At 52.2% G+C, this 23,503-nt stretch carries 24 protein-coding genes and 2 tRNA genes; 5 read left to right on the top strand and 21 right to left on the bottom strand.

Features of this window, described 5'->3' with window-relative positions; genetic code table 11:
* Positions 1–78: 78 nt before the first annotated feature.
* Positions 79–1,551: an inorganic phosphate transporter gene (locus tag ACG2XO_RS10785; RefSeq protein ID WP_410497986.1), complete on the top strand. Its 1,473-nt coding sequence runs from the start codon at positions 79–81 to the stop codon at positions 1,549–1,551.
* A gap of 62 nt (positions 1,552–1,613) precedes the next feature.
* Here ACG2XO_RS10785 and ACG2XO_RS10780 read toward each other — a convergent pair whose 3' ends face one another.
* The 15 genes from ACG2XO_RS10780 to rpoE form a co-directional block, all read right to left on the bottom strand.
* On the bottom strand, positions 1,614–3,326 hold the full coding sequence (locus ACG2XO_RS10780; protein WP_410497984.1) for a hypothetical protein: 1,713 nt from the start codon (positions 3,324–3,326) through the stop codon (positions 1,614–1,616).
* Between the two features lie 26 nt (positions 3,327–3,352).
* Positions 3,353–3,724 carry an STAS/SEC14 domain-containing protein gene (locus tag ACG2XO_RS10775; RefSeq protein ID WP_410497983.1) on the bottom strand — a complete coding sequence of 124 codons (372 nt, stop codon included), beginning with the start codon at positions 3,722–3,724 and terminating at the stop codon, positions 3,353–3,355.
* Between the two features lie 81 nt (positions 3,725–3,805).
* Positions 3,806–4,534 (bottom strand): pyridoxine 5'-phosphate synthase, encoded by a 729-nt coding sequence (gene pdxJ / locus ACG2XO_RS10770; protein WP_410500255.1) that lies wholly within the window; start codon positions 4,532–4,534, stop codon positions 3,806–3,808.
* A gap of 74 nt (positions 4,535–4,608) precedes the next feature.
* On the bottom strand, positions 4,609–5,355 hold the full coding sequence (recO, locus tag ACG2XO_RS10765) for a DNA repair protein RecO (RefSeq protein WP_410497982.1): 747 nt from the start codon (positions 5,353–5,355) through the stop codon (positions 4,609–4,611).
* Positions 5,356–5,361: 6 nt separating this feature from the next.
* Positions 5,362–6,300, bottom strand: a complete 939-nt coding sequence (era, locus tag ACG2XO_RS10760; protein ID WP_410497981.1) for a GTPase Era — start codon at positions 6,298–6,300, stop codon at positions 5,362–5,364.
* Positions 6,297–7,007, bottom strand: a complete 711-nt coding sequence (rnc, locus tag ACG2XO_RS10755) for a ribonuclease III (protein ID WP_410497980.1) — start codon at positions 7,005–7,007, stop codon at positions 6,297–6,299. The genes era and rnc overlap by 4 nt, the downstream gene beginning before the upstream one ends.
* Before the next feature lie 19 nt (positions 7,008–7,026).
* A complete protein-coding gene (locus ACG2XO_RS10750) occupies positions 7,027–7,392 on the bottom strand; it encodes a DUF4845 domain-containing protein (protein ID WP_410497979.1) in 366 nt (121 codons plus the stop codon).
* 26 nt (positions 7,393–7,418) lie between these two features.
* Entirely contained in the window at positions 7,419–8,378 is a 960-nt protein-coding gene (gene lepB / locus ACG2XO_RS10745) for a signal peptidase I (RefSeq protein WP_410497978.1), read from the bottom strand.
* Positions 8,379–8,457: 79 nt separating this feature from the next.
* Positions 8,458–10,251: a translation elongation factor 4 gene (lepA, locus tag ACG2XO_RS10740; RefSeq protein ID WP_410497977.1), complete on the bottom strand. Its 1,794-nt coding sequence runs from the start codon at positions 10,249–10,251 to the stop codon at positions 8,458–8,460.
* A 153-nt stretch (positions 10,252–10,404) separates the two neighbouring features.
* Complete coding sequence (locus ACG2XO_RS10735; RefSeq protein ID WP_410497976.1) at positions 10,405–10,638, bottom strand: glutaredoxin family protein; 234 nt, start codon at positions 10,636–10,638, stop codon at positions 10,405–10,407.
* Positions 10,635–12,038 (bottom strand): DegQ family serine endoprotease, encoded by a 1,404-nt coding sequence (locus tag ACG2XO_RS10730; protein ID WP_410497975.1) that lies wholly within the window; start codon positions 12,036–12,038, stop codon positions 10,635–10,637. Before ACG2XO_RS10730 ends, ACG2XO_RS10735 begins: the two co-directional genes overlap by 4 nt.
* A 17-nt stretch (positions 12,039–12,055) precedes the next feature.
* A complete protein-coding gene (locus ACG2XO_RS10725; RefSeq protein WP_410497974.1) occupies positions 12,056–12,526 on the bottom strand; it encodes a SoxR reducing system RseC family protein in 471 nt (156 codons plus the stop codon).
* Between the two features lie 22 nt (positions 12,527–12,548).
* Complete coding sequence (locus ACG2XO_RS10720) at positions 12,549–13,559, bottom strand: MucB/RseB C-terminal domain-containing protein (RefSeq protein WP_410497973.1); 1,011 nt, start codon at positions 13,557–13,559, stop codon at positions 12,549–12,551.
* On the bottom strand, positions 13,560–14,054 hold the full coding sequence (locus ACG2XO_RS10715) for a sigma-E factor negative regulatory protein (protein WP_410497972.1): 495 nt from the start codon (positions 14,052–14,054) through the stop codon (positions 13,560–13,562). It lies immediately after the preceding gene.
* A 37-nt stretch (positions 14,055–14,091) separates the two neighbouring features.
* Positions 14,092–14,703 (bottom strand): RNA polymerase sigma factor RpoE, encoded by a 612-nt coding sequence (rpoE, locus tag ACG2XO_RS10710; RefSeq protein ID WP_410497971.1) that lies wholly within the window; start codon positions 14,701–14,703, stop codon positions 14,092–14,094.
* 148 nt (positions 14,704–14,851) lie between these two features.
* Between rpoE and nadB the strand changes: the two genes are divergently transcribed.
* On the top strand, positions 14,852–16,441 hold the full coding sequence (gene nadB, locus ACG2XO_RS10705; protein WP_410497970.1) for an L-aspartate oxidase: 1,590 nt from the start codon (positions 14,852–14,854) through the stop codon (positions 16,439–16,441).
* A gap of 59 nt (positions 16,442–16,500) precedes the next feature.
* On the opposite strand, the gene ACG2XO_RS10700 is transcribed toward nadB, so the two are convergent.
* The 4 genes from ACG2XO_RS10700 to rnr all read right to left on the bottom strand — a co-directional run bounded on the left by ACG2XO_RS10700 (position 16,501) and on the right by rnr (position 21,037).
* The gene (locus ACG2XO_RS10700; RefSeq protein ID WP_410497969.1) at positions 16,501–16,932 is read right to left on the bottom strand and encodes a protein YgfX; all 432 of its coding nucleotides are present in this window, start codon (positions 16,930–16,932) and stop codon (positions 16,501–16,503) included.
* The gene (locus ACG2XO_RS10695) at positions 16,932–17,639 is read right to left on the bottom strand and encodes an SIMPL domain-containing protein (protein WP_410497968.1); all 708 of its coding nucleotides are present in this window, start codon (positions 17,637–17,639) and stop codon (positions 16,932–16,934) included. Before ACG2XO_RS10695 ends, ACG2XO_RS10700 begins: the two co-directional genes overlap by 1 nt.
* Before the next feature lie 122 nt (positions 17,640–17,761).
* Complete coding sequence (locus tag ACG2XO_RS10690) at positions 17,762–18,121, bottom strand: hypothetical protein (RefSeq protein WP_410497967.1); 360 nt, start codon at positions 18,119–18,121, stop codon at positions 17,762–17,764.
* Positions 18,122–18,511: 390 nt separating this feature from the next.
* Positions 18,512–21,037, bottom strand: a complete 2,526-nt coding sequence (gene rnr, locus ACG2XO_RS10685; RefSeq protein ID WP_410500254.1) for a ribonuclease R — start codon at positions 21,035–21,037, stop codon at positions 18,512–18,514.
* 120 nt (positions 21,038–21,157) lie between these two features.
* Here rnr and ACG2XO_RS10680 point away from each other — a divergent pair.
* The 3 genes from ACG2XO_RS10680 (at position 21,158) to ACG2XO_RS10670 (ending at position 22,576) form a co-directional block, all read left to right on the top strand.
* Positions 21,158–21,244, top strand: a tRNA-Leu gene (locus ACG2XO_RS10680).
* 33 nt (positions 21,245–21,277) lie between these two features.
* Positions 21,278–21,364 (top strand) — tRNA-Leu (locus ACG2XO_RS10675).
* A 105-nt stretch (positions 21,365–21,469) separates the two neighbouring features.
* On the top strand, positions 21,470–22,576 hold the full coding sequence (locus ACG2XO_RS10670; protein ID WP_410497966.1) for an HPP family protein: 1,107 nt from the start codon (positions 21,470–21,472) through the stop codon (positions 22,574–22,576).
* A 12-nt stretch (positions 22,577–22,588) separates the two neighbouring features.
* On the opposite strand, the gene ACG2XO_RS10665 is transcribed toward ACG2XO_RS10670, so the two are convergent.
* Together ACG2XO_RS10665 and ACG2XO_RS10660 are read right to left on the bottom strand one after the other, a co-directional pair.
* On the bottom strand, positions 22,589–22,786 hold the full coding sequence (locus ACG2XO_RS10665) for a DUF3079 domain-containing protein (RefSeq protein WP_410497965.1): 198 nt from the start codon (positions 22,784–22,786) through the stop codon (positions 22,589–22,591).
* Positions 22,787–23,113: 327 nt separating this feature from the next.
* Entirely contained in the window at positions 23,114–23,443 is a 330-nt protein-coding gene (locus tag ACG2XO_RS10660) for a DUF2249 domain-containing protein (RefSeq protein ID WP_410497964.1), read from the bottom strand.
* Between the last annotated feature and the right edge of the window lie 60 nt (positions 23,444–23,503).

The raw sequence follows: 23,503 nt of genomic DNA, 5'->3' as shown, positions 1-23,503 counted from the left end.
AGAACGAAAAATCGTCGGTGAAATCAGCGCCGCTTTCTGCGATAATCCGCCCCATCTTTACTCCTCTACGAGCATTACATGCTTGACCTGTTTTCCGGCATGGCATTCTGGCCAGCCATTATGCTGTTACTGGCCTTGTTTTTCGTTCTGGCTTATGAATTTATCAATGGTTTTCACGACACGGCCAATGCCGTAGCGACGGTGATTTACACCAAAGCCATGCCCGCACATCTGGCCGTGATCGGTTCAGGGATCGCCAATTTCTTCGGTGTAATCCTGGGTGGACTGGGTGTCGCGTATGCAATTGTTCACCTGTTGCCGGTCGACCTGCTGCTGAATGTCGGCGTGGGTCATGGCCTGTATATGGTTTATGCCTTGCTGGCTGCGGCGATTATCTGGAATCTGGGTACCTGGTACTTCGGCATTCCGGCATCGAGCTCACACACGCTGATTGGCTCGATCATGGGGGTCGGCATCGCCAATGCCATGATCAATAATCAGTACTGGCTATCCGGCATTAATGTCAAAAAAGCCATCGACATCCTGTTGTCACTGCTGATTTCTCCGACCATCGGTCTGGTCATGGCGGGCCTGATGCTCTTGGCACTGAAAAAATGGCGCCCCGATTCACGCATGCATATCACACCGGAAGAGCGAAAAAACATCGATGGCAAAAAGCATCCGCCATTCTGGACTCGCACGACATTGATCGCTTCGGCAATGGGAATGAGTTTTGCACACGGCTCGAATGATGGTCAGAAAGGCATTGGTCTATTGATGCTGGTACTGATCGGGCTGGCTCCAGCCAAATTTGCCGTTGATATGAATAGTACGGCCTACCAGATTGAGCGCACACATTATGCGGCCATCCAACTGCGCGACTTTTACGAAAGTAATAAAACCCGTTTTGCTCAGCAAATCGATTTAAGCCAGAGCGCCGACCAGGCGCTGCCGACGCTGTTCAAATGCGAACCAGCAACGACTTTGCCCGCCTTGAATTCACTGATTCACACGCTTGAAGGCGTCAAGAACTTTGCCGAACTCGACGCAGAAGAGCGTCGTAAAGTACGCCGCATTCTGCTGTGTCTTGACGACACGGCAAAAAAAGCCAGCAAATTACCCATTCTGACTTCGCAGGAAAAATCGGATCTGGATCAATTGCGCAAAGACTTGAATACGACGACTGAATACGCACCTCAGTGGGTTATTATTGCCGTCGCACTGGCGCTCGGTCTGGGCACCATGGTCGGCTGGAAGCGGATTGTACTGACCGTCGGTGAAAAAATCGGTAATAAAGGGATGACCTACGCACAAGGGAATGCCGCACAAATTACTGCAGCGACCGCTATCGGCGTCGCCAGCTGGACCGGTATGCCTGTTTCCACGACGCATATTCTGTCCTCCGCAGTCGCCGGCACGATGGTTGCCAATAAGAGCGGTTTGCAGGGGGGTACAGTCAGAAGCATCCTGATTGCCTGGGTGCTGACTTTACCGGTCACCATCTTGCTCTCCGGCGGCTTATTCTGGGCAGCGACCGTCCTGTTTGCCTGAAATATTTTCAGCTAAAAAAACCGTGCCTTGAAAAGCACGGTTTTTTTTATTTCAGCTTTAAATCAATTTTCCTGTCGCAAGACATTGACGGCCACCCAGATCCAGTCGACGCCTTTTTCCAGCATGACACCAAGACTGACCGAGAAACGCTTATCGCGGGCCCGAATCTGGTAAATTTTGTCCATGCCGTAATCAGCCGAATGCATGATCAAGGTATTGACGCTCTTGCCATCGATTTGATGTGGCACATACAAGGCTGTTTTGACGTTGGGTAACTCCAGACCACCAGTAAAACCCAGCTCGGTCACGGTCATGTTTTCAACCCGGTCATTTTGCTCGGAATACATGCCGACCATCACGGGCGTTTTCGTCAGGATCTGAATACCAGCCGAAATCTCATCGTCGTTCAATCGTGCAATACGGCGCAATACGCCCAATTGCCAGTTTTCACTGCTGCTTTGACGCACACCCAATAGTAAATTAGGGCGAATCCATTCATTTTCCGAGAAGCGCAATATGGAACCATAACCGCCTTCGCTTTCATTATCTACGGCCCAGGTGTGCCAATCATGCTGTTTCCTGTTCACAACATAGGGATTGGTTGCGGCACTTTTGGAGCGGGTCCGCGAGGATACAAATCCATACAGGCGCATGTCCATGATTTCGTCATAATCAACTTGCGAAGCAGATTCACGCCCCTGCTTCAGAAATTTGTCATTATCTTCTTTGACATAACCACAAACCCGATCCAGCCCGTAAACAATATCAATCGCCTTGTTAACCTTTGTACGCTCGCTACGCTTGATCTGGTTATTGCGCATGCTCATGGTCCAGAACACATCCAGATGCTTGAGCAAATCGGTCACGATCGGGCCTCGTGCATCTGGCCCCAGATCAAGCGATGCAAAGCTTGCTCCCGTCAGTAAGCGACCCAGAATTTCCTGAACCTGATTGACGATATCAGTTAATCCCCAGTATCGGTAGGGTTCTCCCATCAGATCATTGCTGATTTTTTGTGCGCCAAATGAGGCTTGCAAATTAACGCAAAAATGATGATGATCCGGCGCATATTTGCGTGAAATCTGGATCAGTTTGGACCATTTTTCCAGCCAGCCATCAACCAGCTCAAGCTGACGCACTGACAGATTATTATTGGCAAGCGTATTGAGCATCAGCATCTGGATATATTCATCGGCACAGGATGAGACTTCAGCAGAACTATCCTGATACAACTTGAACGGATTGCTATCAAAGCCGCCGATTTCAGATAAGCGATACAGTTGATGGGCTACGGTCCAGATTTTGACTGGTACTTTTTCAAAGCGAAAATAGTGCCATTTAGCCTGAATTGCCAGATAACGCAGACTACGCGCCAATACCATCGGCATCAACGGCGCAAACTGAGCCTGCAGCACTTCATTCGATTCGGCCTGAACAAAACGATAATAGGCATCGACCATATCGTTAGAGTAGGTCACAACGTCTTTCCAGAGCTTCTGCTCAATCTCCTTGGACATGCGCGGATTAGAAACATATTGATAACAAATGGCGTCAAATGCTTCCTGAACATGCTCATCAATGAGCATCAACGCTTGCAGGCTTTCCAGCGTGGCAGGCAGGTTGCCTGCAATAAAGTCACTGACGACGCCATGAACTTTGGCATTGCGAGTAGGAGGATCGGCCAGATCTAGATTTTTACACCATTGTGTAGCCACCTTCAGGCTCGACAGTGGGGACTTGTCTTTTGAAAACAGGGAAGCAATACGATCAAGCATTTAATCCAGCCTCGTTGAGCAGATTTTTATTCGATAACGTCGGTCACAACAACAGATTCATCGAACCAAGCCACAGCATCGGAGACTGATTCAAAAACCATGATATTGGCATCGGCGATGGCACGATTGATCCAGACTGACCAGACCACCCATTGATCGTCGGTGACCACGGCGACTTTGGCAAAGTCGTTGACATGTTTACGGGTAAAATCAATTTCCTCAAGCGCCATATCCAGCGTATAGCCGGTCATTTCGGTCAGATCAAACAGCAGGCGAGCAGGGCCATGAAAACCGATGTCGTATAGTACGTTTTCTTCGAACTCTTTGTAATCTTGTAATGTGAACTGCCCAAAAATTACAACATGAATATAGTTCGCTTCGTGAGAAATGCTGATCATTGCGCCACCTCTGCATCCAAGAGAATGAGTACTTTAACGATAGCTGGCAATTGACGCTTATGTCCAAGCATTTTCAGCACTTCATCGCAGATTACGCGCCTGAATCATCAATTGCTTCATTTCACGCACAGCATTTTCCAGCCCGACAAACAAGGCATGAGCAATCAGCGCATGACCGATATTCAGCTCTTCAATCGCGTCGATCTGTGCAATCGGCTGCACATTATGATAATGGAGTCCATGACCGGCATTCACGATCAGACCCAGACTCGCGGCATAATCAGCGGCGTGCTGCACCCGACGTAATTCACTCTCGCGCTCAGTCGCATTGTGCGCATCCGCATAGCGGCCGGTGTGAATTTCAATCACTGGTGCGCCCAACTCGTGCGCCAGTTTGATCTGCTCAAGATCCGGGTCAATAAAGATTGAAGTGCGAATCTGCGCAGCACTCAAGGTCTGGATAAATTGCCCGGTAATCTGCGCGTAACGCTTCACATCCAGACCGCCTTCGGTTGTTACCTCTTCACGCCGCTCGGGCACCAGACAAACATCGTGCGGCGCAACGTTAAGCGCGTGTGCGAGCATTTCATCGGTCAGTGCCATTTCCAGATTCATGCGGGTTTGCACCACAGAGCGAATCAAGCGCACGTCATCATCGCGAATATGGCGGCGGTCTTCACGCAAATGCAGCGTAATCAGATTGGCACCAGCTTGCTCGGCCAGTTGTGCAGCCAGAACCGGGCTAGGATAAATCGTGCCACGGGCATTACGCACCGTCGCAATGTGGTCAATATTGACACCCAGTTGAATTGCCCGCTTCATTCATTACTCCCATCATGTATTGGCATCAATGCAAGACAAATAAAGAGCTCCATTGATATACCCTATATTCTTTGCAAATCCAGTAACAATTGCCGGGTGTGCAGCACCCGCTCGCCCAAAACGCTGGCCAATGATTGACGCATCCAGATTTTGGCCCAAGGCCAGAGCTCCTCGTTGTGCATATCATTTTCGGCAAACTGTAAAATCAGCTCGCCCGGACAGGCATCATGCGACTGAACGCGGCTAAATCCTTGCTGCGTTGCAAACTGATAGCGCTGCGTTGGCATGATCGCAATGTCGCCCCCCGTTTCTTTGGTCCAGTCCACGCCCAGCCCCAGCTCGGACAGCAGCGCTTTTTCAAACAAGCGCAAAATGGGTTCAACCCCCTGTCCGGCCGCATCGCAACTGGATAAGGCCTTGATTGCATCAAAGTAGGCAACAAACAAAGTCGGATGGGACTCATCCTTGACCAGCAGATTTTGCAGCAACTCATTCAAATAGAACGCGCATAGCAGCGGCAAGCCGCGCAACTGCGGCAAACCAGGCTGCCAGTTGGCGGCGTGCAGCGTTTTGACTTCGCCCGAGCCAAACCATGACAATAAAAGCGGCTGAAAACTCAATAACACACTGCGAATTTGCGAGCCCGGCCGCTGTACGCCGCGCGCATAAATCGTTTGCCGACCATGATCTCGCGTAAATACATCGAGCAAGCGGCTGGTTTCGCGGTAAGCATACTGGTGCAGCACAAAGGCCGGATGATCGTTGATCCGATTTTTTGCTGCACGATCTTTTACCCCAGCCCGTGCCATCAGGAATTACTCGTAACCAAACTGACGAATCAAACGTGTGTCGTCAGCCCAACCGCTTTTGACTTTAACGAAGACTTCCAAAAACACTTTGGCGTCGAACATTGTTTCCATATCGATGCGCGCGTCGGTGGCGATTTTTTTCAGTTTTTCGCCTTTTTTACCAATCAGAATGGCTTTCTGATTTTCGCGCTCGACCAGAATCGCCGCGTAAATGCGGCGCAATTCTTTGCCATTGGCCATCGTTTCTTCTTCGAATTTCTCGATTTCAACGGCCATCACATACGGCAACTCTTCGCCCATCATGCGGAAAATTTTCTCGCGAATGATTTCGGAGGCGAGGAAACGCTCATTGCGATCAGTCAGATGATCGGGCGCAAACAGCGGCACTGACTCTGGCAACAAAGGCTCAACCGCTTCAAGCAGTACGTCGAGCTTTTGTGATTTTTGCGCCGAAATCGGCACAATCGCAGCAAAATTAAATTGACCCGATACTTTCTCAATAAACGGCAGCATCGTGCCGACGTTATCGAGCAGATCAACCTTGTTGATTACCAGAATCACCGGACGATCACGCGGCAGCAGTTTCAATACCGCTTCGTCAGCCGGGCCAAAGCGCCCCGCTTCTACGACAAATAAAATCGCATCGACATCGGCCAGCGTCGTCGTGACGCTGCGATTCATCGCCTGATTCAAGGCATTGCGGTATTTGGTTTGAAAACCAGGCGTATCGACAAAAACAAATTGCGCGGTTTCCGACGTTAAAACGCCGGTAATCCGGTGGCGCGTCGTTTGTGCTTTACGCGAAGTAATACTGAGTTTCTGGCCAATCAGATGATTCATCATCGTCGATTTGCCGACGTTGGGTTGCCCCACAATCGCAACAAAACCACAACGGTAGCCATTGGCGTCTGCTGCGCCTGATGCGTTGATCATTTCTTCTGTCATTTTTTCGCTACCTTTTTGCCCGGATGTTGTTGCCGGAGTTGATGCAATAAACGGCCTGCAGCCTCTTGCTCGGCAGCGCGGCGACTCGTTCCTTCGGCTCTGGTTGCCATTTTCAATTCAACACAGGTGCAAGCCACTTCAAAGATCTGATCTGGCGACTCACCAATCTGGCGCAGGACTTCATACTGCGGCAAAGCCAGTTTGCGCGCCTGCAGCCACTCCTGCAGCGAGGTTTTGGCGTCTTTCATCGCATCGGCAGGATTGACTTCGGCAACTCGCGCTGCAAACAGCTTTTCAACGACTTTGGCTGCTTCATCAAAACCACCATCCAGCCAGATGGCGCCAAGCACAGCTTCGAGCGCATCGGCCAGAATACTGGGACGGCGATGACCGCCGCTTTTAAGCTCGCCCTCTCCCAATGAGAGATAATCACCGAGTTGTAACTCGGTCGCAATAATGGCTAGCGAATCTTGCCGTACAAAGTGTGCACGCAAACGCGACAAATCGCCTTCGCTGAACTGAGGAAAGGCACGATACAAATGACGAGCGACCAAGGCATTCAAAATGCCATCACCGACAAACTCCAGCCGTTCGTTGTGCGTTGAAGAAAACGAACGATGCGTCAGCGCCTGCTTTAAAAGCCGGGGTTCAGAAAAAATATAACCGAGCGCTTTTTGCAAGCGCTCGGCAGGTAGAACAACAGACAAAATGAATTCCTAAATTAAATTATTCCGCTGAGGCAGAGTTGGCCTCGACTTCAAACTGGAACAGAAAACTGATATTGGCCACAAGGGGCACCACTTTTTCATAACTCGCTTGTATGGTGGTATTGCCACCAACCTGGCTGATCTGTAAACCCTGTGCGTCGACTGACTCAATATCGCTGATCATTGCGTGCTTCGAATAGGCCTCACGAATCGCGGCCGGCGTTGCACCTGCATTCTGACTGGCTACCGTGTTCATGGCCTTTTTGATATTGAAGTATTCAATATAAGTTGGCAGTACCTTGAAGGCGACAACCACTGCCATACCCACGACCATGGCAATAATAATAAAACCAAAAAACGACATTCCTTTCTGCTTTTGCATCATCAAGTTTTCCTCTCCATACAGGGCTGTTATTTGATCAGTGTACCAATCCGGTCAAGGTATTTGAAATTCATCCAGATAAAGAACGCCTTGCCAACGACATATTTATCATCGACAAAACCCCAGTAACGGCTATCCGCACTGTGATCGCGGTTGTCACCCATCGCGAAGTACTGATTTTCCGGTACTTTGCAGACAAAACCACTTTCATCATAGCGACAATTTTCCCGCCCCGGAAAATCGCCGACTTCCGACAGACTCAAAGTCGGTGTATCCGCCATATTCAAAGTATGAAAACGGTGCGAACCCATGGCTTCGGTAAACTGCAGATTGCGCACTTCATAAATACCCTGCTCGGTGTAATTATGTTCGCCCGCAATTTCAGTGGGCACGGGCAGGCCGTTAACAGACAGTTTTTTATTCCGGTATTCAACCGTATCACCCGGTAAACCCACAACACGCTTGATATAGTTGATTTGCGGATTAACCGGATAATTAAACACCATCACATCGCCGTGTTCCGGCTTGCCTACCGGAACAAAAACATGGTTCGTTACCGGCAGGCGCAAACCGTAAGCATATTTGTTCACCAGAATAAAATCACCGACGACCAGCCCCGGGCGCATCGACGATGATGGAATCTGGAATGGCTCAACCAGAAACGAGCGCAACAGGAAAACGACCAGAATTACCGGGAAAAAACCACGACCGTATTCAATCCAGTCTGCCACCGGCTGATCACCCCGCGATTTTTGCCAGCGCCATTTATCCAGAATCCAGACCACGCCGGTAATCAGCACAAAAACAAGCATCGCCGTACCGATCGAGAGAAACTGCACCAGCAGGATAAAAAGCCCGACCACGATGGACAAATAGCCGTACTGAACCAACTGTGGCGGCTCATTTCCCTTGCGTTCATGCTTGGCTCCAGCCCCGATCAGGATTGGACCTAACACCAGTAAAACCACACCCATTAACAACCAGTTCATGCTTCATCCCGTGAAGGTTTAAGTGCTAAACCAAACAACCCACGCTGCTTCGCCTTGCGTGAATAGTTTATCCAGTTACTTATTTATCGGACACTTGCAAAATGGCAAGGAAGGCTTCCTGTGGAATCTCGACGTTGCCGACCTGTTTCATGCGTTTTTTACCGGCTTTCTGTTTATCGAGCAATTTGCGTTTACGTGAAACGTCACCGCCATAACATTTTGCCAATACGTCTTTACGCACCGCTTTCACCGTTTCACGCGCGACGATCTGGCTACCGATTGCGGCCTGTACCGCAATATCGAACATCTGACGTGGAATCAACTCGCGCATTTTCGCGACCAGTTCACGACCGCGATACTGGCTCATTGAACGGTGCACGATCAGGCTCAAAGCATCAACACGTTCGCCGTTGACCAATACGTCGAGTTTAACCAGATCACCGACGCGGAACTCTTTGAAGTCATAATCGAGCGACGCATAACCGCGCGAAACAGACTTCAATTTATCGAAGAAATCCATCACGACTTCGGCCATCGGCAAATCGTAAGTCAGCATCACCTGGCGACCCAGATATTGCATATTCACTTGCTGGCCGCGTTTTTGATTACACAGCGTCATCACGGGGCCTACGTAATCCTGTGGCACCAAAATCGTCGCGGTAATAATCGGCTCGCGCACTTCGTCGTATTTCGACGGATCAGGCAGTTTGGATGGATTTTCAATCTGAACCGTTTCACCACCACGCAGTACCAGCTCGTATTTCACCGTTGGCGCCGTGGTAATCAGATCCATATCAAATTCGCGCTCTAGGCGCTCTTGCACGATTTCGAGGTGCAACAACCCCAAGAAACCGCAGCGAAAACCAAAGCCCAAGGCCGTTGAGACTTCTGGCTCGTAATTCAATGACGCATCATTCAGTTGCAGCTTTTCCAGGCTATCGCGCAGCTTTTCGTAATCGTGGCTTTCAACCGGATACAGGCCGGCAAACACCTGCGACTTCACGTCTTTAAAACCAGGCAAAGGCTCAGCGGCAGGGTTTTTTACCGTCGTAATCGTGTCGCCCACTTTGGCACTCGCCAGCTCCTTAATGCCGGCAATCACAAAGCCCACTTCACCCGCTTTCAATTCGGTACGCTGCACCGACTTGGGCGTAAACACCCCCACCTGTTCGCACAGGTGTTGAGCTTTGGATGACATAAACAGGATTTTGTCTTTCGGACGCAAAACGCCATCAACAACACGCACCAGCATGATGACGCCGACATAATTATCAAACCAAGAGTCGATAATCAGCGCTTTGAGCGGCGCATCAATATCACCTTTAGGAGGGGGTATCTTGTTGACGACCTCTTCCAGAATATCCTCTATGCCTATACCCGACTTAGCAGAGGCATGAACTGCACTGCTAGCATCAATGCCGATGATGTCTTCGATCTCTTGTGCGACGCGATCCGGATCCGCTGCAGGCAAGTCAATTTTATTGAGTACCGGGCGAACTTCAACGCCCTGCTCGATTGCGGTGTAGCAATTGGCAACCGTCTGCGCTTCAACGCCTTGCGAGGCGTCAACCACCAGCAGCGCACCTTCACACGCAGCCAGTGAGCGGCTCACTTCATAGCTGAAGTCAACGTGCCCCGGTGTGTCGATCAAATTGAGGTTATATATTTTGCCATCGCGCGCTTTGTAATTGAGCGCTGCAGTCTGGGCTTTGATTGTAATGCCGCGTTCTTTTTCAATATCCATCGAGTCGAGCACCTGCTCGCTCATTTCACGCATTTCCAGACCACCACAAAACTGGATAAACCGATCTGCCAACGTACTTTTGCCGTGGTCGATGTGGGCGATAATAGAAAAATTACGAATATGATCCATGACTAAGGTAATCCAGTGTCCAGCCAGTCTTTCGGTGACAAAAAATCGGGCACGCTATAAAGGAAGCGTGCCCGGTTGTGCGTTAATCCGCGATTTTAGCCTAAATTGATCAACTTAGGCTCGCTTGCTGACGGTTTTTCTCTCAAGCTGACTTCATCGCAAACTGCTCTCAAGGGCGGTCTGATCAAGATGATAGTGGCAGATTTCGACTTCATCAGCGTCGGTCAGCACTGGAACCAACTCACCATAGCGCGCTTCCAGCTCGTCCACATCATCAATATCAATCCAGAGCAACTCGAAACGACCGGCTGATTGCGCAAGCAATTGCTCGCGCATCACCAGACACAGGCTGCAATATTCACGGCCAAATAGTTTCAAATACTTCATTTTGCCGGCGCTTTGAGGGCAATAAAGGCCGAAGTGCCATTGCGGACAATGCGTAGCGCAATGGAGTCTCCGGGTTTGACCTCATTAAGCAGCTTGCGCAACTGTGTCGCAGTATTAACTTCCTGACCGCCAATACCGGCAATCACATCTCCGGCTTGCAAGCCCGCTTTGGCAGCCTCACCATTCGCCTCTCGCACCAGCAGTCCGGCAGTAAGGCCAAGTTGTTTGAGCTCGCGCGCATTCAATTCACGTACCACCAAACCAAATTTGCCCGCGTCTTCTTTTTTGCCTTTGTACTCGCGCGCTTCGGTATTTTTATCGCCATCTTCCAGCTCTCCGACTGTCAGCGACATGTCGCGCGCCACTTTATCGCGCCATACCTGAACGGTGACTTTGCTGCCCGGTTTGACTGCACTGACAATCCGTGGCAATTCACCGGAATTGCTAATCGGCTGCCCGTTAAATTTGAGCAAAATATCACCCGCACGCAGACCTGCTTTATCTGCCGGGCCGTCTTTTTCAACCGAATTGAGCAAGGCACCAGTCGCTTTGCTCAAACCAAAACTTTTCGCGAGTTCTTCGTTAACATCCTGAATCGAAACGCCGATCCGCCCACGCGTTACTTTACCGCTCGCTTTAAGCTCGTCAGCCACTTTCATCGCCACATCGATCGGAATTGAGAACGACAGCCCCATATAACCGCCGGAACGGCTGTAAATTTGCGAATTAATCCCGACCACCTGCCCGTTCATATTGAACAGCGGGCCGCCCGAATTACCCGGATTGATCGCGACGTCGGTCTGGATAAACGGCACAAAGTTCTCATCGGGCAAGCTGCGACCCTTGGCCGAAACAATCCCGGCAGTCACGGTATTATCCAGACCAAAGGGCTGACCAATGGCCAGCACCCATTCACCCTGCTTCAGTTTATTTGCGTCGCCCAGATCAACTTTCGGCAGATTATTGGCTTCGATTTTCAGCAAAGCTACATCGGTACGTGCGTCCGAGCCGACCACCTTGGCTTTGAACGTGCGTTTATCGACCATTTTGACGGTGATTTCATCAGCCTTGGCGACCACATGCGCATTGGTCAAAATATAACCGTTACTCTCGATAATAAAACCGGAGCCCAATGATTGCGCCTGATGCTGACGCGGCTGACCACCACGAGCCCCCGGTGGGACAGGGAAACCAAAACGACGCAGTAAATCGAGAGTTTCCGAATCGATGCCCGACGCGCCGTCGGCCTCCTCGCGCATCGACGCAGTCGTTGAAATATTGACCACCGCACGGCCTTCTTTTTCCACTATCGAGGTGAAATCGGGCAATCCCGCCGGAGCGGCTAGTGCAGCAAAACTACTGCCCAAAAAAATGGTAGAGAGCAAGAATCGATTCAGCATATTCCCTTCCTCGCAAATCAATGAGTTCGTTTCAGTTCACAGGTTTTAATGGATTGACCGGCCGGATGCCGGGCAATAATTGCAGGAGCAATGACTTGCCCCCGACTTTGGGGCAAAAGCCGTAAAACGGCAAAGCCCAAGGCCAAGCCAAGCACCGCGCCGATCAAAGTCAGCAACTCGCTTTGCCTGCCAAACCAATAGCCTATGGTCGCCCCCAGCAGCAGCAAGAACAGCGGCAAACCATAAGCCCAAAATGCCGTTTTCAATAAATCACGCTCGTCCACCGCAACGGTAACCAACTCGTCAACCTGCGCACCGAGCGGATTATTCACCCGGTACGCATCCTGCGCCTGACCAAACATCCGGGTAATGGCCACCGACTTGCAACCTTTTTCCGGATCACAATGGCCACACGGCGTATGCGGGCGTACTTTCACCCAGGCATACGGCCCTTCGGTGCGAATAACTTGGGCTTGAGTTTCAATCATGAGAAATCACTGCGGTCATCAATCAGCGCGCATTATACCCATTTGCAAACGCCTCGACGGTAGCGGCCGGCACTTCACCCAGCGCCATCACCAGGCTGGTGCCACTTTGGCGGGTAAACAAATGCGTCGCCCCCTGATGTGCCAGACCCAGCGGCAAACGCTGATGAATCGGCTCGATAAACACCGATACCGTCACGACCCCATCACTGTAGAGATGGTGAAGCACTTTGCGCTGTTTACCCGGCAGGGCTTTGCTCGATTGCTTAAGTAAACGAAAACCCGCTGGCGGTGATTTGATTTCCCACTGAGTCTCCTGCGGCAGGCTCATCGTATGGGAGTTGGTTTCGATTTCGACCGATTGCAACTCGCGCACGGGTTTGAGTTGCTTGCGATCAACACTACCCCCCACCTGTATATCAGTGAAGGCAAATAACTGACTTGCCTCCTTGCGCATACCCATCATGGCCCATTTCAATAACAAACCACTGGCGTCATCAATCCAGAAACGATGCGGATAGCGGTATTGATCGAGCGGCTCCAGCTGATACACCGTCGTATCACGCCCGGCCACCCTTTCACTCCCCAAACGAATCAGACCATAAGCCTGCAGCAATTTTGCAGGCTGATCGGGCAACTGACGGGGAAACAATTTTGCGGTATACCGGCGATCAAGCGTTTTCTGCTGCGGATCAGCCGGGTAGATGCTCACCCGCTGACCTTGCCGGTAATATTCACGCGGCGATCCATCAAGTGCTTCACGCCGCTCGACATCATCATGTCCATCAAGCACATGAATCATCCGGTAAGTCGACATTTCGTCGCCATGCTGATAAACGTAAGTCCCCGAATAGGTCGCTGTTTTGGCCGCATCTGCGCAACGCTCAAGGATTTTTAATGCGGCGTCCTTATCGAGCACTTCTGCGATTGGTACAACTGGCGCACTCTGTGCAGCCAGCGCCATCCGGTCGCCAAACAGCACACAAAATAACAGCCCCCATATACACACAAACGGCTTGGCTTTGAACATCCACATCTAGCGTTGCTCTCCCGGTTCAAACGCCACGGTTGCCAAAGCATCGCGCCCCATTGGATCGGCAACTTCAGCATGATGTGCAGCCAGATAAGCACGAACTTCTGCCGCATCAACTTTGGCATAAGCCTGCTTGCTGGCCGCCTCTGGTGCTGCCAAAATTTGCTGCGACGGAACGGCTCGGATATTCAGGGAAAACTGCCAGACTGCCAGACCGACGAAAGCCACCGATGCCGCAGCCGACAATGGCACCAGCCAGCGTTTGGGTTTGTACCCGCGGTGCGGCGCAATCACGATAGGCTCGGCGGCCAGTCGTTTGGAAAATTGCGGCATGAAATCTACCGATAAATCAGCTTGTCCTTGCAGGGTGTCTCTGGTCAGATGCCATTGCTGCCAGTTGCCGAGCAAAGCCGGATCAGCTTTGAGCGCATCGAGCACTTCGTCCAATTGCGCCGCAGGCAGCTCGCCATCCATCAAGGCAGATAATTTTTCATTCATTTTTTTTCATCCTTCTCACTCGATCACGCGGCTTGATTTACCAGCGCTTATCCTTGGCCACTTCAGTCAGCAAAGGGCGTAATCGGCTGGCGATGGCTTCACGCGCCCGAAAAATCCGGCTTCGTACCGTGCCGATCGGACAATCCATCACCAAAGCAATTTCTTCATAACTGAGGCCGTCCATTTCCCGCAAAGTAATTGCTTCGCGCAAATCAGCCGGCAAAGCATCAACCGCCTCGTTGACTGTAGAGACAATCTGCCGGTTTGATAGTTCAGTTTCTGGCGTATGAAAATCAGGCACTTGCGACGTGCTATCGAGTCTTTCACCGTCCTCATCTTCATAATCGACGGTCAGCAGCGGTCTGCGCCCTAATGAGGACAGGTAATTTTTTGCCGTGTTGATTGCAATCCGGTAAAGCCAGGTATAGAACGCGCTTTCACCTCGAAACGACGGCAAAGCCCGGTACGCTTTGATAAACGCTTCCTGGCTCACGTCTTCGAGCTCGGCCGGATCACGAACCAGCCGCGAGAGCAATCGTGCAATACGCCGCTGATATTTGATTACCAAGAGTTCAAACGCGCGCTGATCGCCAGCTTGTGCACGTCGAACCAACTCCTGATCCAAATCGCGGTCTGAGACCTGTGTCAAACTGATTATCCTGTCTGAAATTGATCCAAGCATCATTGGGGCACTTGGGCTGATTACAAGCCTGTTCTTTCGATTCGGTCAAAGCAAGCTCCGAACAGCTCTGATAGTATTACAACGATACATCGTCGCACGACAGGAACAAGAAGCAATGAAACAATTTGATGTGCTGATTTTGGGGAGTGGTCTGGGTGGCATGACCATTGCCTTGCAGTTGGCCGAAAAATTAAAAGTCGGTCTGATCACCAAGCGCGAACTGCGCGACGGTGGCAGCGGTTGGGCGCAAGGCGGTATTGCTGCGGTGCTCGATGACGCAGACAGTATCGAATCGCATATCAAAGACACGCATATCGCCGGCGCTGGGCTGTGCGATCTTGAAGCGACCCGCTTCATTATCGAAAATTCGAAAGACGCCATCGACTGGCTAATCCAGATGGGCGTGCCGTTCACCAAAGACGAATCGGGCGATATCAGCTATCAGGGCTACCACCTGACGCGCGAAGGCGGTCACAGCCACCGCCGCATCATCCACGCCGCCGATGCAACAGGAGCCGCAGTGATCGACACGCTGGCGATCAAAGTCGCCGCCCACCCGAATATCTCCGTGCTCGAAGAGCACATCGCCGTTGACCTGATTACCGAACGCAACGATGACAACACGCGTTGCGTCGGCGCTTACGTTTACGACAAAACCGCAGACCGCGTTGAAACCATCCTCGCACCGTTCACCGTGTTGGCTACTGGTGGCGCCGGCAAAGTCTATCTGTATACGACCAATCCCGACGTCGCGACGGGCGATGGTATTGCGATGGGCTGGCGCGCAGGTTGCCGCGTTTCGAACATGGAATTTATCCAGTTTCACCCGACTTGCCTCTATCACCCGCATGCCAAATCGTTCCTGATTACCGAAGCCGTGCGCGGCGAAGGCGGCATTTTGCGCCTGCCCGACGGCACGCGCTTCATGCCGCAACACGACGAACGCGCCGAACTCGCGCCACGTGATGTCGTCGCCCGCGCGATCGACTTTGAAATGAAACGCGGCGGTTATGACTGCGTTTATCTGGATATTTCGTACAAACCGGCGGCCTTTGTCAAAGAGCATTTCCCGAACATCTACCAGCGCTGCCTGGAGCTGGGCATCGACATCACCAAAGAGCCGATCCCGGTCGTTCCGGCTGCGCATTACACCTGCGGCGGACTCGTCACCGATCTGGTAGGTCGCACCGATTTGTCCAATCTCTACGCCGTTGGCGAAGTCGCCTGCACCGGACTGCATGGCGCAAATCGCCTCGCATCAAACTCGCTGCTCGAATGCATGGTGCTCGGCAAGGCCGCAGCGCACGACATTCTGTCGCAGCAAAATATCGCGCCCCTGCCCGATGTCGCCGAATGGGACGAAAGCCGAGTCACCGACCCGGACGAAGAAGTCGTCATCTCGCACAACTGGGACGAATTGCGCCGTTTCATGTGGGATTACGTCGGCATCGTTCGCACCAACAAACGGCTCGAGCGCGCACTGCACCGCATTGAACTCTTGGAGCGCGAAATCCACGAGTTCTACCGCAATTTTCGCGTTTCGAACGACTTGCTCGAACTGCGCAATCTGGTCATCAGCGCCGAGCTGATCGTGCGCTGCGCGATGGCGCGCAAGGAAAGCCGTGGTCTGCACTACAGCCGCGATTATCCCGGCATCGACACCGACGCCAAACCGACACTGCTCACGCCAGAAAGCAGAAAATAACCTTCATGGGGTATATGGCTATAGCACATACCATAATACGGTCGCAGCCACATACCCCATCAAGAAAAATTTTCTTTCTTGCTCCGTGCAAAGCTCGGCCAAATCCAGCGCAGATAGACGCGCCATTGCCGCAAGACTTCAGCGTCGGCGCTGTCGGGCCAGAGAACAATATTCTGTTTGATTCCATCTCCTCGCAAATGCAGTACCAGCACATGTGCGGTAAGCACGCTGGTAGGACGGATTGTCATTTCCACGGCGCGGCCATCCAGCAAAGTCACCGATAGCAGCCCTTCAGGCAGGCACTGGATTTGGCGGATTTTTTCCGGCTTGCGCCAGTGCCAGTAGAGCGAAGCGAGCAAGAGCGCGCTCATTGCGCTCGCCCACGGCCAGCTCATCCACCAGGCATTGAGTAATGCCGCGCCATGCGTGAATAACAAAAAACCCCGCTGCCATTGCGACACGGGGTTGATTTGCAACACTGCAGGCAGCATTACTCGCCGACCTGAATACTGCCATTCACATTGACCAGCAGCTGACTTTCTCCGGCGTCGACGGGAACGGGTGCTGGTGCGGAATCGGCAGCCATCGCGCTCTTATACATCAGCGGGCGAGGTTGCGGCTGATGGGACTGTGTCTGGACATTCATTTGCATCGTTTTCCACGCTGCGCCGCCCATGCTGCGCTGGATCAGCGCGGCACGTTGGCGAAAAGCCTTGATGCCCTCTTCGATCAGCGCGTCTTCAACCAGCTTGCGGTTCTGCTCGGAAACTTCGTAGCGAATATCGGCCAGTTGCAGCGATATGCCGGTATTTTGTGGTTTCTGTAGCTGTGCGATCAATTGCGACAAGGCTGTGAAATCTTTCGAAATCAGGCGCAATTCGCCGCGACTGCGCCAGCTTTGCTGCTGGTTGTTTTTGTTATAAACCGGATAACTGGTATACGCCGTTCCGGCCGATTGTACACCCGGATACTGCTTGAGCACTTTCAGCGCAGCAGCAATGGTCAGGTTGATTTTTTCGGCCATTTTGCTCGCGTCAGTGTCGGTCAATTCAACAAACAGCGTCGCCTGCGCCGTATCATTGTCGACTTTGCGGCTCACGCTGGCATCAAGGTTGACGACGTTATACTGCGGTGCAACGTCGGCCCAGGCCAGGCAGGGCAAGACCAACAAAGCAGCAACGATTAATTTGGGTTTCATAATTTCCATCCTTGTGGGCGTCATGCGTGAAAATCATTTAAACGCACAGAGCAACGACAAGCAAGGCAAAAAGTCGCCAGCAAATTTGGCGACTATTCAGTGCGGGTTCAGTTTCTCTATGATCAATGGTAGTGATGATCAGCCGGCGTATTGTGGATATCGTCCGACACCGCATCCATCACGCCCAGATGGATTTCAGCGTCAAACCATTCCCAGAACAATTTAAGCGTGCGTTTAGGCGGCCACAGTTTGTCGTCGGCAACCCAGGAAGCGAGCTCCTGATCGAATAATTTATCGGCGATGTCGTCGATAAACGCGATGGCGTCTTCCGGCTCGGAGGCTTCCGGAACCAGAATAACAGTACAATCTGAGCGAATTTCAGCCAGCGTCAATACCACATCATTGCCAGGCAAGGCGTTGAGCCAGTCCAGAAACGCCTGCTTCGGGCGAATAATGGCGGCGGAGCGATCTACGATAAACATCCGGTTTCCTTAATCAGTATGATTTTTTCAATTAGGCTCTGTTGACGTTTGGTTTACGGTCGCGCTGGCGCGATTTTTGTGACGAATCAAGGCATTGGCTGCGATACATAGTCATTCTATGTGAGCAGGCAATAACGCAGAGTCGTCACAAAAAGCGCCCAGCCCTGAGGGTTTGGCTGTTTTTGGCCTGACACTGCGTTGCAAAACCTTCACATAGAATGACTATGCATCAGGCTTTGCGCCTTGTTTCAGGCCAAAACCAGCACAAACGCGACTCGCAAACCAAACGTCAACAGAGCCTAGGCAATCTGCAAATGAGGGCGATTGCACAAAAAGACAATCGCCCATTGAAGCCGCGCTCAGACTGGGCTTTGACACAGGGCATCAACATTAACGACGACGGCGACGGGTGCCTGTTTTAGGCGTTGTATCGCCTTGCGCTGCCTGAGCGCGGCGGCGTTGCGTTGCCGTTCCCGGCTTTTTAGCTTTTTTCTGCAGCACTTCGCCTTCGGCTGCCAATACCGTCGTAGCTTTCGGTGTCACTGGCGTTGCCGATGTTCGACTACCAGCAGACGCCGTTTTCGCCCCGCGCGAACGCGTGCTGCTCGTCGTTTTGGCATTGCCAGCTTGACGCGCAACCGGCTTGCCGCCTTCGCCGCGAGGCGCACTTTTCGCACCAAGCAGCCGCCCGGCTTCATCGACCAAAGCAAAATCGATTTTGCTGGTTTCCAGATCGACACGCACAACGCGCACTTTGACACGCTCGGTGATGCGATACACCTTGCCGCTGCGCTCGCCTTTCAGCTCTTTGCGCTTTTCGTCGTAATGGAAGTAATCCGTTCCCAGCTCCGACACATGCACCAAGCCTTCGACATACAAATCATCTAGCAGCACAAACATGCCAAAACCGGTGACGGCCGACACCGAGCCCATAAACTCTTCGCCGATTTTGTCCTGCATGTAGTAGCACTTGAGCCAGTTCTGCACGTCGCGACTGGCTTCGTCGGCGCGGCGCTCGGTCATCGAGCATTGCACGCCGAGCTGCTCCCACTTGGTCGCTGGCTTGTACGTTTTACCGGCCAGAATGGCCTTGATCGAACGATGCACCAACAAGTCAGGGTAACGACGAATTGGCGAGGTAAAGTGCGCATAGGCTTCGTAGCTCAGGCCGAAATGGCCTTCGTTATCAGGCGCATACACCGCTTGCGACAGGCTGCGCAGCAACATCGTTTGCAACAGCGGCGCGTCGGGGCGATTCTTGATGCTGTCGAGCAATTGCGCGTAATCTTTCGCGCCTGGATCTTCGGCTCCGCCGAGACTTAAACCCATCGTGCGCAGGTATTCGCGCAGATTTTTGAGTTTCTCTGGTGTCGGGCCTTCATGCACACGATACAGGCCAACATGCTCGTTTTTAATCAAATAGTCAGCCGCGCAGACGTTGGCTGCCAGCATGCATTCTTCGATCAGTTTATGCGCATCATTGCGAACGACCGGAACGATTTGCGTGATTTTGCCAAATTCGTCAAAACGCATTTCGGTTTCCTGCGTTTCAAAATCAATCGCACCGCGCTCATGGCGCGCTTTAACGAAAGTCTGGAACAAGTCATACAAAGTATTTAAATGTGGCAGCAGATGGGTATTGGCCTGCGCGTCAGATCCTTTGGGGTTTTGCAGCATATCCCACACCCGGGTATACGTCAGGCGCGCTTTGGACAACATCACCGCCGGGTAAAATTGATACTTTTTAATCTCGCCGCTTTGCGTCACCCGCATATCGCAGACCATGCACAGCCGTTCAACGTCCGGGTTCAGCGAGCAAACGCCGTTCGATAAGGCTTCGGGCAGCATCGGAATCACGCGACGCGGGAAATACACCGAATTACCGCGCTCAATTGCGGTTAAATCCAGTGCGTCATTCGGCGTCACATAGTGGCTGACGTCGGCAATCGCAACGACCAGACGCCAGCCTTTGCCTTTCTTCTCGGCAAAAACGGCATCGTCAAAATCGCGCGCAGTTTCGCCATCAATCGTCACCAGCGGCAGATCGCGCAGGTCAACGCGCTCAACGCCCTGCACCGGTTTCCAGTCTTTTTTCTTCACTTTCTGCGGCGTCGCATCAGCCTGCGCCTGAGCCTCAGGCGAGAACACATGCGGCAAATTGTGTTTACGCAAGGCGATTTCGATTTCCATCCCCGGATCATCGTAATTGCCGAGCAATTCGATCACGCGACCCACCGGCTGCGAATAACGCGAAGGCTGAACCAGCAATTCGACCATCACGACCTGCCCGGCTTTGGCACCACCGGTGTTTTTCGCTTCGAGCAGAATATCGCGACTGATACGTTTGTCCTCGGCGGTGACAAAAAACACGCCGCGTTCATTGTGCATACGGCCAACGAGTCGCTGATTGACGTGTTCGAGCACTTCGGCAATCGATCCTTCAGGGCGGCCACGGCGGTCAACGCCAATCAGGCGCGCGAGCACCCTATCGCCGTGCAGGACTTTATCCATTTCCTTGGGTCCAAGGAATAAATCGTCGCCGCCATCGTCACGAACCAGAAAACCAAAGCCATCGGGGTGGCCTTGTACTTTACCGGGGATTAAATCGAGTTTTTCTGGTAGGCATAAGGCGCCTTTGCGATTGAGCAGTAACTGTCCTTCGCGCCCCATCGCCTGCATGCGGCGCTCGAAAGCGACCATTTCATCGTCGTTAATGCTGAGTAATTGGGCGAGCTCTTCGGCCATGATCGGTGCGCCACGGTCTGCCAGAATCTGCAGAATGTATTCACGCGATGGTAAAGGAAATTCGTAGCGGCCTTTTTCGCGCTCGAGATAAGGATCCTGGGCACGCAAGCCAGTGATTTTGCGGGATGGTTTTTTCTTTGAAGCGGGATTCTTTTCCGGATTTTTTTCCATTGGGCCTGTTTTTTTCATATTTTGTGATTGACGGTCGTCATCTGATTGCATATTATAGCGCCTCTCTGTTGCAGCAGCGTTGCTTAATTAGCAGCGAGCTGACGCAGTGATGATTGAAGAGCCCAGGTGGCGGAATTGGTAGACGCACTAGGTTCAGGTCCTAGCGCCCGCAAGGGTGTGGAAGTTCGAGTCTTCTCTTGGGCACCAACTCTTCGATCAGCATCATCATAGCATTACAGTGCCCAGGTGGCGGAATTGGTAGACGCACTAGGTTCAGGTCCTAGCGCCCGCAAGGGTGTGGAAGTTCGAGTCTTCTCTTGGGCACCAATGACTAATGATGACAGATTTGTAGCCAGACTACAGCATTAACCCCGATAAAGTTCGCTTTACGGGGTTTTTTGTTTTTCAGCCTTTCTATTCTGGAAATCAGTCATGCCACTACGTGCGTTTCTGCCGGTTCAAGGTCATATCGGACTCAAAGAGTGTATCCATGGCGCTTTTGGCGCGGGGATCGGCCTCTTTTGCACCGAATTGCTTTGCCAGTGGCTGTTGGGTTTTCGCCTGCACTGGCTGATTGCGCCGATGGGCGCTTCGGCCGTTCTGCTGTTTGCCGCCCCCGCCAGCCCCTTAGCACAGCCCTGGTCACTGATCGTCGGCAATATTTTGTCGGCTCTGGTCGGCATCAGTTGCGCCAAGCTGATCGGACCAATGTCTGGTCATCTGGCGCTGGCATCCGGTGTTGCAGTGATGATCGCCATTGCTGCGATGTTGCTGACACGCAGCCTGCATCCACCCGGCGGTGCTGTTGCGCTTACTTCGGTGATTGGTGGTTCGGCAGTCGCCGATCTGGGTTATCAGTTTGTCGCTGTGGTTGCGATCAATAGCCTATTGCTCTTAATCCTTGCCCTACTCTACAGCCGCGCCTTGCACCGCCGCTATCCTAATTTGGCCACCACACCCAAGCCGCATCAGACCAGCGATCCGCTGCCGAGCCAGCGGCTTGCGGCAACCGAGAAGGACATCGAATTTGCTTTGCAGCAGCACGAAGAGCTGCTCGATATCAGCCCACAGGATTTGCAAACGGTATTACACGAAGCCCAGATCCATGCCCTGCAACATCAGGCCAAAACGATACGCTGTCAGGATGTCATGTCCAGAGATGTCATTACTGTCAGTACCGACGATAGTGCAAGCGATGTCTGGCACAAACTCGCACATCATCAGGTCAAGGCGCTGCCGGTGGTCGATATCGACCGGCGCTTGCTCGGAATTATTTCATTGCACGATCTGATTATCGACGCAACCAGCGGTCAGCCACGCACGCATTTTGCTCAGATCAAAGTCGACGCGCTGATGACACAGCAAGTCACGACAGCATCACCAAGCCAGGCTTTGCTCGAACTGGTTCCGCTGTTTTCCGATGGCGGACTGCACCATCTGCCCGTCGTTGATCAGCAACAACTGGTCGGGATCATCACGCAATCGGATATGGTCGCTGCGCTGTTCACGATGTCATTGCAACAAGTCCACGGCGAGTAAAGGCCGCTACCGCTACTTGCTGGCTGGACACGCTGCCTGCTCTTCGAGCTCGCAACCCCACTTCTGCCAATCATCACCGAAAAATTCGACCGGATGCGGCGTGCGGCCTGCACCATTGCCACAGCGCAAATCATCAGCGGCGCAATATTTATCGCAGCCCCAACAGATGCGTTCGGGGTATTTGGGGTGAACGGGGAATTTTTTGGCCATGTCAAAATCACTTTTCAGCTATTTTCAGAAATACCGCCAAAGGAAATCAGCAAGGCTTTGCAGACAAAAAAACGGCGCTTGACGCGCCGTTTCAGATTGATAACAAACCCCACTCGCGAAGCGAGGCTCCCCGCAGGAAGTGCCCTTGGGGTGCTCCCCTCAAGGAGGGGACGGGAGAGGTGGGAATAAAACATCAAGGCTGCGAATTCAAAACCTTATTTCCTAGGCTCGGCTTTGCCGAGACTTGAAAAATGTCGTAACCCACTTTGTCAGCAGCCTGAAACGGCGCTTGACGCGCCGTTTTGAAGTGAAGTCGTGCTCAACCACTTACTGACCGCTGCAGCCACAACCACCGGAACCACAACCCTCGCCCGCTGCTGCCGCCTCTTCTTTGAACGGATGAATCGAAAAATCAATCACCACGGCCTCGGCATCACGCTGTAGATACTGCGCCTTGACCTGACCTTGGTAACGCTGCTCGATCTGGGCGAGCAGCGGTAAGGGATCGTGGTCATTTACAAAACGCATCGTTTCGCCCTCGGTCAGCGATTCGAGCGCGCCAAAAATCGCCGCATGACGGAAACGCTTGGCGACGCCGCGCGCGTCAAAACCGTAAACACCATCCAGAGTGACATGAGAAGTAGCACAAGAAGACATTGTTATTTCCTTTACTAGATAGGGGTATATCGATGCAGAATAAATTTATTAAGCTCTATA

It is taken from the genome of Chitinibacter sp. S2-10, assembly GCF_046530675.1.
In the GTDB taxonomy this organism is placed as follows: Bacteria; Pseudomonadota; Gammaproteobacteria; order Burkholderiales; family Chitinibacteraceae; genus Chitinibacter.
This window is presented reverse-complemented; position numbering and strand designations above follow the sequence as displayed.